Source organism: Streptococcus agalactiae ATCC 13813, from assembly GCF_000186445.1.
Taxonomy (GTDB): Bacteria; Bacillota; Bacilli; order Lactobacillales; family Streptococcaceae; genus Streptococcus; species Streptococcus agalactiae.
This window is the reverse complement of the sequence record NZ_GL636070.1, coordinates 1023017-1034625: the sequence shown is the minus strand read 5'-3', so window position 1 is coordinate 1034625 and position 11609 is coordinate 1023017. Positions and strand designations below refer to the sequence as shown.

Annotated in this window: 15 protein-coding genes and 1 pseudogene; 3 read left to right on the top strand and 13 right to left on the bottom strand. The window is 33.7% G+C overall.

Annotation, left to right across the window (positions count from 1 at the left end):
• The first annotated feature begins 441 nt into the window (after window positions 1–441).
• The 3 genes from HMPREF9171_RS108180 (at window position 442) to HMPREF9171_RS108190 (ending at window position 2706) form a co-directional block, all read left to right on the top strand.
• Entirely contained in the window at window positions 442–1725 is a 1284-nt protein-coding gene (locus HMPREF9171_RS108180) for a hypothetical protein (RefSeq protein ID WP_000061217.1), read from the top strand.
• Window positions 1726–1875: 150 nt separating this feature from the next.
• Complete coding sequence (locus HMPREF9171_RS108185; RefSeq protein WP_001081068.1) at window positions 1876–2073, top strand: helix-turn-helix transcriptional regulator; 198 nt, start codon at window positions 1876–1878, stop codon at window positions 2071–2073.
• A gap of 99 nt (window positions 2074–2172) precedes the next feature.
• Window positions 2173–2706, top strand: coding sequence for a DUF3278 domain-containing protein (locus HMPREF9171_RS108190; protein ID WP_000660098.1), 534 nt, complete (start codon window positions 2173–2175; stop codon window positions 2704–2706).
• Between the two features lie 75 nt (window positions 2707–2781).
• Here HMPREF9171_RS108190 and tpx read toward each other — a convergent pair whose 3' ends face one another.
• The 13 genes and pseudogenes from tpx to HMPREF9171_RS108250 form a co-directional block, all read right to left on the bottom strand.
• Window positions 2782–3276, bottom strand: a complete 495-nt coding sequence (gene tpx, locus HMPREF9171_RS108195) for a thiol peroxidase (protein ID WP_000206528.1) — start codon at window positions 3274–3276, stop codon at window positions 2782–2784.
• Window positions 3277–3348: 72 nt separating this feature from the next.
• A pseudogene (locus HMPREF9171_RS1000000113805) lies at window positions 3349–4008 on the bottom strand (DNA alkylation repair protein).
• Window positions 4008–4772, bottom strand: coding sequence for an HAD-IIB family hydrolase (locus HMPREF9171_RS108200; RefSeq protein WP_001011970.1), 765 nt, complete (start codon window positions 4770–4772; stop codon window positions 4008–4010). Before HMPREF9171_RS108200 ends, HMPREF9171_RS1000000113805 begins: the two are co-directional and overlap by 1 nt.
• A gap of 4 nt (window positions 4773–4776) precedes the next feature.
• Window positions 4777–5418, bottom strand: a complete 642-nt coding sequence (locus tag HMPREF9171_RS108205) for a GntR family transcriptional regulator (RefSeq protein ID WP_000253261.1) — start codon at window positions 5416–5418, stop codon at window positions 4777–4779.
• A gap of 163 nt (window positions 5419–5581) precedes the next feature.
• Complete coding sequence (locus tag HMPREF9171_RS108210; RefSeq protein WP_000431297.1) at window positions 5582–6133, bottom strand: Asp23/Gls24 family envelope stress response protein; 552 nt, start codon at window positions 6131–6133, stop codon at window positions 5582–5584.
• Between the two features lie 21 nt (window positions 6134–6154).
• Window positions 6155–6352: a CsbD family protein gene (locus tag HMPREF9171_RS108215; RefSeq protein ID WP_001288036.1), complete on the bottom strand. Its 198-nt coding sequence runs from the start codon at window positions 6350–6352 to the stop codon at window positions 6155–6157.
• A 46-nt stretch (window positions 6353–6398) separates the two neighbouring features.
• Window positions 6399–6941 (bottom strand): Asp23/Gls24 family envelope stress response protein, encoded by a 543-nt coding sequence (locus tag HMPREF9171_RS108220; RefSeq protein ID WP_000141119.1) that lies wholly within the window; start codon window positions 6939–6941, stop codon window positions 6399–6401.
• A 55-nt stretch (window positions 6942–6996) separates the two neighbouring features.
• Window positions 6997–7191 carry a DUF2273 domain-containing protein gene (locus HMPREF9171_RS108225; protein WP_001288927.1) on the bottom strand — a complete coding sequence of 65 codons (195 nt, stop codon included), beginning with the start codon at window positions 7189–7191 and terminating at the stop codon, window positions 6997–6999.
• A 9-nt stretch (window positions 7192–7200) separates the two neighbouring features.
• Window positions 7201–7782, bottom strand: a complete 582-nt coding sequence (gene amaP, locus HMPREF9171_RS108230; RefSeq protein ID WP_000033486.1) for an alkaline shock response membrane anchor protein AmaP — start codon at window positions 7780–7782, stop codon at window positions 7201–7203.
• Between the two features lie 14 nt (window positions 7783–7796).
• A complete protein-coding gene (locus HMPREF9171_RS108235) occupies window positions 7797–8045 on the bottom strand; it encodes a GlsB/YeaQ/YmgE family stress response membrane protein (RefSeq protein WP_000053320.1) in 249 nt (82 codons plus the stop codon).
• Window positions 8046–8092: 47 nt separating this feature from the next.
• Complete coding sequence (locus tag HMPREF9171_RS108240) at window positions 8093–8338, bottom strand: GlsB/YeaQ/YmgE family stress response membrane protein (RefSeq protein WP_000523009.1); 246 nt, start codon at window positions 8336–8338, stop codon at window positions 8093–8095.
• A 411-nt stretch (window positions 8339–8749) separates the two neighbouring features.
• On the bottom strand, window positions 8750–11029 hold the full coding sequence (gene pcrA, locus HMPREF9171_RS108245; RefSeq protein WP_001068631.1) for a DNA helicase PcrA: 2280 nt from the start codon (window positions 11027–11029) through the stop codon (window positions 8750–8752).
• A gap of 105 nt (window positions 11030–11134) precedes the next feature.
• On the bottom strand, window positions 11135–11521 hold the full coding sequence (locus tag HMPREF9171_RS108250; RefSeq protein ID WP_000671268.1) for a PaaI family thioesterase: 387 nt from the start codon (window positions 11519–11521) through the stop codon (window positions 11135–11137).
• Window positions 11522–11609 lie beyond the last annotated feature (88 nt).

The window sequence follows — 11609 nt, the reverse complement described above, 5'->3', positions numbered from 1 at the left end:
CATAATATCACAACTCCTTCAATTAAAATAGTAAAATAATTATATAAAAATTTGTAATTTTATACATTTTAATGAAACCTATTATTTGTAAAAATGACATAATCTAAAACATTTAATTTTAATATATAATAATTATAAGACAATTAATATCGGTAAAGGTTTTCATTTGTATATTTAAATATTTTTTCGAATTATTATATTATTTGTCGCTTTTTTATGGTAATATAAAATAAATATAGATTTTAAATTAATATATACATTTCTATATTTATTGATTTTTATATCAGTATAACTTAGTGTCGTAGAGATTAATTCCTATCATTCACTGCTTTATTTTAGGATAACTAAACAATTTATTGTTTAAAATGAAAGGATTTATGAATGTCTAGGAAAACATTTAAACGTATACTATCGATTGGAGTTTGCACGCTCGTACTATCGATGAGTCTTTATTACACTGAAAAAGCCCACGCTATTGCTGGTCCTAGTGACCGCCAATACGTAGAAAACCCAAATCCTCACATTATTGTAAATGTTACAGGTACTGATCAAAACGGAAATAGCATTTTACCGCATTATATCGAAGTCAATGTAAAGATGGGACAAACTTTAAGTAAAGAAGAAATTCTAGATTATATTGCTCGAAATTTAAACTCTAGTGTTGGAGGAGAAAGTAAAAACGTTCAATACAGCAACATCGAGTTTAAGGAAAGTGCTTATCTGAAGCGTCAATTAGATGATGGCAAGACAGAAGAAATAGCAATTGATAACGACGGTGTTACTGTACCTAAAGACGGTCCAAACAAATTTTGGATTGACGTTCCAGTAACTTGTACTGTTACTCCTATCGTAACAGAAACACATGAAGTTCGATGGGGGACTCCAGTCGCTATATCACACCGTATTTACTTTGTTGAAGAATCTTCTGGAAAAGTTTTAGATGAATACACAAATCTACACACTGCTGATTCGGAACTTAACGGTTATCGTGTTGGAGATTATATCACAGACTATGCACTTTCTAAGTCTGCTTACGAAGCTTTTTTAAACTCTCGTTTAGATAAAGAAGGTTACAAACTTCAACATCGTATTAGCACGAATGTACGACAAAACCTTCAAATTGATAAATTGATTTTCAATTATGACTTTAATGAGGAAAATATTCACTACCAAATCGGGAATATCCGTCCACTATTAAGTCGCTCATCAGCTGAAGTAGAATCTGACATCATTACAGAACGCTACTATGTTTCTAAAAATGCTAAAAGTTTAGCACGTACAGAATCAACCATTTCGATTAAAATGGTTGATGCCAAAACTAAACAACCGCTATTTAACCACACATTAACGGGTTTTCAATTGGCAACTGTCTCCAATGTCTATAACAGACTCTTTGAAGAAAATCTTATCCCAACTACAAAATCAGGAGAAAAATATTTTATTCAAAATATGAAAAAAACAGCTGAACAAGAATATACTGTTTACCTTTCAGAAACACCTTATTCTAAAGAGAACGCTCCCGTAATTTCTTATGATGCAAGACCTGTTGATTGGGATTATCACTCAGGCGCTTCAGGATCACTTGAAAATCAGCCTAACATCTATACTGAAGAAGATTCAACTGAATTTTTGGGTAATAAACCACAAGCAGCTTGTTATCCAAACAAACAATTTGCTTGCGAAAATACTGACTCTACATACAACTATAGCTATTTAGAAAAATAGTTATAACCGATAGGGTTAATCTCTCATTATCTTATACTGATTAAAATCATTAAACTTGTTTCTATTTTGACTGGAAACAAGTTTTTTATATTTATTTGTCACATATAATTGACACTCTTCTTAGATTCTTTACTAAAGGAGCTAATAATCGTGAATCGTCTTAGAGAATACAGAATTAAAGCTAGCATATCTCAATTAGCTTTAGCAAAATCAGTTGGTGTCGCCAGACAAACAATAAACCTTATTGAAAATAATAAATACAATCCTTCGCTAGATCTTTGTATAAGACTAGCGGAATGCCTACAAACAGACCTCAATACTCTTTTTTGGGATAGTAGACATCTATAACAGATTAGACTCTCTAAATCTATGAAAACTCGGGAGGTTAGGTCGTGTTATTATTTCAATCTCAAACTTTATTAAATAGTTCAAGGATAGGAGAATATTATGAAAGAAAAGAAAAATTTGGGGATAAAATTAATAAAATCCCTATATGGTATTAATGGCCCATTCAATGAATACAGAGAACAAAAAATCAATTACCTTGGAAATCTATTATTTGCAACCACTAGCCTCTATCACATTTTATCCTCTATCATCGCCTGGTTCACGGTAAGTAAATATCCCACAGAGACTGCATATACTCTCCTAGCTTTAACATTCTTTCTATATTTTTGTATTTTTCTAATTGTTATTCCCTCTTATCTCAACAGTCATGATTTAATAACGCCACTAGAAATCTCAAAAAATGACTATCCAGTAGCAATAAAGAAAAACAAACAAAAATTTATCAAAATCGGGATATTTTATACTGTCATCCAGTGGCTTATCTTGGGTTTAACAACTAGCAATAACACTCCGCTGATTGTATCACTATTTTCTTTAAAAGTTATTTTGTCTAGTATTATGTCCGGTGTAGCTTACAATGGAGTTATGTATCTAATATTTAAAAACAATGTTGATATTGAAAAAGATGAATAATGACAACATTTCATCTCTAATTGTTCTCACTGTCTATATAAATAATAAGGCTGGAAAATTTTCCAGCCTTATTATTTATGGTAATATCTTTGCAGCATTAATCGCCGCTTCGTAGTCAACATCTGAATTAACATTGTCAACGTATTCGGTGTAAGTCACCTTATTATGCTCATCCAAAATAAGAACTGCACGTGTTAACAAATGCCACTCATTCATCAAAAGAGCGTACTCTTGACCAAACGAATGATCATAAAAATCTGATAATAAAATCACGTTATCAAGGCCTTCAGCACTGCACCAACGCTTCTGAGTAAATGGAAGGTCCATAGAAACAGTAATAACCACTGTGTTATCTAGCTCTGATAATTCCTCATTAAAAGTACGTGTTTGTTTTGAACAAATACCTGTATCAATAGAAGGAACAACGCTAATAACTTTCTTTTTCCCTTCAAAATCTTTTAAAGATTTTTGAGATAAGTCTGTAGCTATTAGTAAAAAATCTTTTGCAATATCCCCAACTTGTAGCTGTTTTCCTGTAAAAGTAACAGGATTCCCAAGAAATGTTGTCATAAGTTTACCTCCTTATCAATTACCTTTATTTTACTATGAAGCTTCTTCTTTTTCGAATAATTGAACTGATAATTAAAGGTACTTACTTCCTTCGCGTATGCTCAAAGTCGACAACTCATCACAATGATTACTGATAAAGTCCTTTACCCATACTTTATTATACTTTGAATAATCCCTAAGCGCCCAGCCAATCGCCTTATTGATAAAAAATTCTTGACTTCCTGTATTTCTTAAAATAAAAAGTGACAAAATATCAGCATTTGTTTTTCCTTTAAATCCTAGTTGATGCTCAATAGCTAGTCGCCTCATCCAAAAATCTTGATCAAGTGACTATTCTGACAGTAAATTCATAACCTTGTCATCTTTTAAGGATAAGTTCCCAAAAATCTTAGTCAGAACATCAATACTATCCCACCACTGTTGATGACGAGCGTAAAACTCTAGTCTAGAGCAATCATTATATGTGAGAAATTGACTCATAGCTAATAGATAATCAAGTACAAAATGATGATATTCACGATAGTCACTTTGCCAACATTTATCAAGCAATTGCCAATCAATTTTTGCTTGTCTTTTAGCGGCCTTTATAAGCTCTTTGTAGAGCATACGTCGCTCAGGTGATTTAATACCATAGCACTTAAAATGATGGCGTAAATAAGCCTCCTGTTGCTTAGAAACTTCTTTGTCACTTGCAGCTTTAAATTTCCTCTCTAAACTTAGGAATAAATCCATTACGTAATCCCCTTGTATTTTTCAAAAAGCATTGTAATTCCTTCATGTACAGATTCTCTTGATACACGTAAATTAGCGTAAGGAGTCAGTTCATCAAAATCCCCTACTTGAACACTATAATGCGCAGCATCAAACATAGAAATATCATTTTTATCATTGCCAAAAGCTATAAAACGATTCCCAAATAATTTCTTAGTGGCTTTTCCCTTGTCAACTGCAATGGGATTTATGTACAAACATTTTTCAAATTCGTGGAAAAAGTGACTACTAAGTCCAAAACGATTTAATTCCGCTAACATTTGGTCTGCCCTTCCCAGCTGATCACCAAAATACAACACCATTTTTATCGGTTTCTCAATTTTAGAAACTTCTAGAAGCTCTCCCCTTTTTTGAGGATTAACATAAGCAATAAAGGGAATTTTAGAAGCCTGATAAGTAGCGTAATTAAAGACCTCATCAACAAAATATGGAATCTGATGGCGATGACAATATGAAATAATAGTACTAAAAAAGTCACTTTGTAAATAGTAACTATCCACTAAGTGACCATTTTCATGTAAAGTCGCACCATTTAAACCAATAATTTTTGATAAAGATAGCTTGTCGCCAAGGATACCTATAGTGTCTCTATAAGATCGCGCTGTAGCAAAAGTGACTCTATGACCATAATCAATCTGGGCTCTCTCTAGTATTCCTTGTATTTCTTTAGATAGACTCATACCATCAAAACAAAGAGTTCCATCTATATCAAAGACAAAATTCATTCTCTCAAAGTCCCATCCTTAAGTTAAAATAGGTTTTCATACGTGCATAAACATCTTCATCACCAACAAAAAAGATATGATCTCTTTGCTCTATAACTGAGAAAGGCCCCGGAGAAACAATAAATTTCCCTTCGTGTTCAATAGCCACAATAGTCGCACCAGTTTGATGCCATACATTTAATTCTCCTATTGACTTACCAAGGTGTTCAGAATCTTCACTGACAATAATTTCATATGGTGCTAGTGGGTATTGTTTACTAACCGCACGTGTTTGAAGCAAAAAATCATCAACTAAAGTAGCTAACTCTTCCATTTCTTGTTGCTGAGCCTTGATATTATCACGGATTTTACCTTTCAAAATAGCAACTGAATGAGAGGTTTCATATTGGTTTAAGAATTCAATTGCTTTTTCTTTAGAAAGAATAATGGCTCCACTGCCATGCTTTAAAGTTAAAATCTGTAAATCTGCTAAAATATTAAGACCCTTACGTGCTGTTTCTGGTGATACGTTGAATGTTGAAGCAATAGTTGTTCTAGATTTCAACTTCTCTCCAACTTCATAATCTCCATTTGCGATTCTTTGTGCAACCGCTACTGCTATTTTTTGATATTTAGATGTTACAATTTCAGATTGTTCAGAAACCATCCAACCCTCCTTATCCTAATAAAAACATACATATTAAACCACAATTAGCAAAATATTGCAAATATATCTTTTTTGTTAATATCTAATGTCTTTAGTAAATATCATATAAAAGGAGCTGGGAGACCAGCTCCGAGTGTCTTATCATAAAAAGTAGTTTACTGAATTAAGATTCACTAGTACGAGCTTCTGAGATTTTTCCTTTTGCAGCCTCAGTACCATTTGATACTGCTTCTTTTGTTTTCTCTGCTCCAGAGGAAATTGCTGCTTTAGCTTTGCCAGCTTGTTCAGAAGTAAAGTTTCCTGTTGCTTGTGCTGCATCAGATACACGATCTTGTACTGTCACTGAGTCAGCTTCATGTTCAGCTTTAGTCTTAATATCTACGACATTTGCGTTCAATTCAACAACTTTAAGGTGGGTCATCACTTCAACGTTTTGACTGACAATCGCTTTAATGCTTTCAACGATAGCTGGGATGTCCTTGCCGTATTCAACAACGATGTCTAAATCAACTGCAACTTCTTTAGTACCAACTTCAACATTTACACCATCAGTTACTGAGTCAGAATTTACAACGCTATTTTTTAGATTAGAGAAGAAACCTCCACTCACAGCTAAGAGTCCGTCTACTGATTCTAAAGCATGTCCAACAATTTTAGCAATTACCTTTTCTTCATAAGTTACTGAAGTTTTAATATCTTGTTTTTGATTTTCCATAAATAAATGACCTCAAACCTTCTAGTCCTTTTTCTTAAAGCTCTCTGAAGCACCCTTAATGGTATCTTTAATGTCAGCAAGTTTTTCTTTTGCATGACCTTTCAATTTATCAACTTTACCTTCAGATTCAACTTCTTTATCGCCAGTAAGTTTCCCAACAGATTCTTTTACTGAACCAGAAACCTTATCAACTTTTGCATCAAATTTTTCTTCAGACATAATAGCCTCCTACTAATAACAATACTTTAAACTACACTTAAATCAATTATTGTACACGTGGTTCAGACTTCATGTCTTCCACTTTATCAACACCGTTACCTACGGCACTTTTAACGTTTGAAACTTGATTCGAAGCAAATTCACCTGTTGCTTGTGCTGCACTTGTTACACGATCTTGAAGAGTTACTGAATCTTCTTCATGTTGAGCACGAGTTTTAATATCAACAACATTAACATTAACTTCAACCACTTCAAGGTCTGTCATACGTTTCACTTCAGCTTCAACAACTTTTTTGATATCGGCAAAGATAGTTGGAACATGTTTTTGGTATTCAGCAACAATATCCAAATCAACAGCAACTTGCTTTTTACCCACTTCGACATTTACGCCATCTGTAACTGAATCAGAATTTACAACGCTATTTTTTAAATTTGAGAAAAAACCACCATTTACAGCCAAAAGACCATCTACATGCTCAATCGCAATTCCAACAATTTTTTCAATCACTTTATCTTCGAAAGTTAATTCTCCACGAACAGCTGTCGTGCCAGAATTGTTAGTTGTGTTTTTGATGTAAGTTTCAGTCATAATAGTTCCTCTTTCTTTTATTTAAATAATGTAGAATAAATATAAACGAAAAATTTTATTTTCTCTTATTAAAGAATTGGTCAAGCATACCTGTTCTTTGCACATAAAGTCCAGCATAAGCACCTAGCACAATGATAACAAGAGCAAGAATTGTTTTAAAGAATCCAATGGTTACAATCATTGCAGCTAAAACGAGCCCAATAACTGCACCTCCTAGTGGATATCTGTATTTCCTCACGAATTCTGACATATTAGACTCCTATTCTACACGACTTTTATTCGTCTTAGCATTTCCAACATTTTCTTCTTCAACTTGCTTAACAAATACTCTAGTGTTCATTTTCTTTTCCAACCCAAAGAATTCTTTTAAGCCAAGTTCAACATCACTTTGAATATGTTCAAGTTGTTCCGGTACATTTGTACGAGAAGTTAAAAGACCTTTAACATCAACTTTCACTTTTTTCTTATATAAATGAGCTGTCACACTAGGAGATTTCATCAAACCAGTTTTTAATACTTCTGTTTTAACAAATCCCTCTATTGCAGATTTTTTTAACATCAATTTACCAGTTTTATCAGCTAGTTTATACTCTGTATATCGTCTTGGATAAAACAGAACTACCAATATAGCCAGTAAAACGATTACAAACAGCACTAATGCTCCCCAAAAGAAATAATGATACATACCAACGTCAATCGGTGATGGCAAATTAAAATCCCAACCTAACCAATTAAAAGATGGTAGATAAATGTGTTGTTTACTGATAACAGCTACAAATCCTAGTAGGGTAAGGGAGATTAGACCTAGTAAAGTATATAAACTTTTTAGTCCTTTTGACATAGGTAACTCCTTTTCTAGTTATTCATTTTACCTAGTACAAATGAAGTAACAATGACAACAATAATAGCACCTACGATTGAAGGAATCAAAGCCATATCTGCTAACTTAGGCCCCCATGTTCCTAATAAACTTTGACCAACAAATGAACCAACTAAACCAGCTAAGATGTTAGCTATCCAACCCATTGAACCACCTTTGTTAGTGATTGCTCCTGCAATAGCACCGATAATAGCACCTACGATTAATGACCAAATTAAACTCATGATAAATACCTTCTCTTTCTTAACTAATCATTCCACTAGTTATGTAGTTATGATTTTTTCCCTAATACAAATGAAGTAACAATGATAACGATAATCGCACCTACGATTGAAGGAATCAAAGCCATATCTGCTAACTTAGGCCCCCATGTTCCTAATAAACTTTGACCAACAAATGAACCAACTAAACCAGCTAAGATGTTAGCTATCCAACCCATTGAACCACCCTTGTTAGTGATTGCTCCTGCAATAGCACCAATAATAGCACCAACGATTAATGACCAAATTAAACCCATGATAAATACCTTTCTTCCTAAGTACATCTCAGTGTACAAACTTATTTTGTTCTTAACTAAATAACAAGAGTTTCTTAAGTGACCACTCGGAAATTAATTAAGTTGTTAACTATACTAATATTATACAACTTTATAAAGTGACTGCCAAGTAAAAAGCTTGGTAAATGCTTTTATTTTTAAGTGACCACTTGATATTTAATTGATATTGTTATTATACTCTTTTTAGAAAAGAATGCAAGAGAAACGCTTCTTTTTTTAAAATAGTATGGCCACTTTTAGAAAACGCTTTAATATCAACCTTCTTAGTAAGTAAAAACCAGATGATAACTTATTTTTTCTATTCAAATGATGCAAAAAGACTAAGAATACAATTCTTAGTCTCTGATTATTTAAGTATATAATAGAAGAAAGTTAGTTTTCCTTTTTACTAATAGGAGCGACACTCGCTAATAATTTCTTTAACCCAATACCTGGAAAATTTATTTTTAACTCTTGAGTCTTTCCGCTACCTGAAACTTCAAGCACCGTACCATCCCCCCATTTTTTATGAGTTGCAACATCACCAATCTCCCATGATGTCTCATGGCTATTGTTCGTGTTAAGAGCCTGGAGTTGGGCAGTTACTTGAGGTTGTGAATTACTTTTACGTGCCTGAAGCGCTTGTTGAAGACTCATTCCTTGACCAAATTGTGTAGGCTGTTCTTTTGAATATTTCACCCCAAATGAAGAATTAACTGGTCGAGCTAACCCTTGATATTGTATCAGCTCATCATCAATCTCACGTATAAAACGGGTTGGTCTATTATAACTAGTTTTACCAAATAAAGTACGGGTATTAGCATTGGTAAGGAAAAGTATTTGTTCTGCTCTCGTAATCCCGACATAAGCTAAACGACGCTCTTCTTCTAATTCATCAGCATCCTCTATTGCACGCGATAAAGGAAATACTCCTTCTTCCATACCGATTAAGAAAACAACTGGAAATTCTAGACCCTTGGCAGCATGTAATGTCATTAAAGTGACCTCAGCCGTTTCAGTGGCGCTATCATCAGTATCTGCTATTAAAGCTAAATCATTTAAAAAACGCGATAGACGATCTAAACCAGTTTCACCCTCTACTGTAATCTCAGGGTTATCGTCAAAATTTTTAGTCACTGACAAGAATTCTTCAATATTTTCAATACGCGCTTGACTTTCTAATGTATTTTGAACTTGAAGTGCTTCTAGATATCCTGTCTTATCCAGTAGGTTTTCTGTAATCTCCGTCACAGTTAAACTATCTAGCTTACTACGTAGAGTCAAAATCAGATTAGCTAAATCCCAAACAGCTTGAGCAGCCTTCCCTTTTAAGGGCGACATCATGACATTTGAAGAGGCATCAAGAAGAGACATGTTCTGTTCATAGGCAAATGACCGTATTTTTTCTAAGGTTCCTGGCCCCACCCCTCTTTTAGGTTCATTTACAATCCGCTCAAAAGAAATATTATCAGAAGTATTTGCAAGGATATTGAGATAAGCAATAACATCTCGAATTTCTTTACGACTATAGAATTTTGTTCCACCAACCATTGTATATGGAATATTGGATTTTAAAAGTGCTTCCTCAATAGTACGAGATTGCGCATTTGTACGATAAAGAACGGCAAAATCTTTGAAATTCTTTCCTTGTTCTCGAACGATGTTATCAATAGTTGATGCTACAAAAACGGCTTCTTCTTGCTCGTTGTTAGCTCTATGATATACAATTTGCTCACCTTCATCATTTTGAGTCCATAATTTTTTAGGACGGCGATTTTTATTATGATTGATCACATTATTAGCAGCTTGAAGTATTTTCTTAGTTGAGCGATAATTTTCTTCTAATAATACAACTTTGGCTTGCGGATAGTCCTTTTCAAAATCAAGAATATTTTGCATATCAGCTCCACGCCATCCATAAATAGATTGATCGGCATCACCAACAACACAAATATTTTTGAAACGCGAAGCTAATAGCTTAACTAATTGGTATTGAGCGTGGTTAGTATCTTGATACTCGTCTACATGGATATATTGATACCTCTGTTGGTAATAGGCCAAAACATCTTTATTCTGATCAAATAATCGAAGTGTCATCATAATCAAGTCATCGAAATCCATGGCCTCACTTCTACGTAATTCCTCTTGATAAGCTTTATAGCATTTAGCAATTACCTGTGTATACATATCTCCGGCTTGCTTCTCATATGCAATTTCATCAAGAAGGTCATTTTTAGCATTAGAGATTGTACCTAAAATTGAACGTTCATTCCACTTTTTTGTGTCCAAATTTAATTGCTTAATGATTCGCTTCATTAAAGTACGCTGCTCACCTGGATCAACGATTGTAAAGTTACGATTATATCCAATATAATCAGCTTCACGACGTAAAATACGAACACACATACTATGAAAAGTTGCAATCAAAGTATCTTGGGTAGCTGGATTCAAGGCGATAGCACGTTCACGCATTTCACGCGCTGCTTTATTAGTAAAAGTAATCGCTAAAATATTCCAAGGATTAACATATTTTTCATCTATTAAATAAGCAATACGATGAGTCAGAACACGTGTTTTTCCAGAGCCAGCTCCTGCCATAATCAAAAGCGGTCCGTCTGTCGTTTGTACCGCTTCTGCTTGTTTATCATTCATTCCAATTATTAAAGGATTCATTTCTACTCCTAATTTTGTCAAAATTGCCTCTCTAGTATATCATTTTTTCATCTTTTTCCCAATAGAAAAAGGAGTTAAACAGACGCTGTCTAACTCCTACCTTTTTTACTTCTCTTTTCTCTCTCCAGTTACAAACATTGTAAAAATAGCAGTTGTAACCATTTCGTCTTTCTGATTTTTAATGTGAACATCAACGACTTTTGTAGTACGACCATTATGAACACAAGTACCGATGACAGTAAGCATATCATCTAATCGGCCTGCCCTCAAATAGTTGATATTTGATTGTAGAGTTACCGCTTCATATCCTGTTGAAATAGCAACTAAACCACTGACTTGATCACACAGTGTAAACAAATAACCACCATGAGCATTACCATAATAGTTGAGCGAAGAGTCAACGACCTTGGTTGTTAAGGTAACTTGACCTTCTTCCCAGTTCTCAATTTCGTAATTCTCAAATACTTTTACTTGTTCTAAATTGAATTTCATTTTACTATAACCTCACTTTTTCTATGACCATTATAGCAGAAAATAAGGAAACCATAACTGTAAACGTTTTTATTTAAAAGTTTTTAAC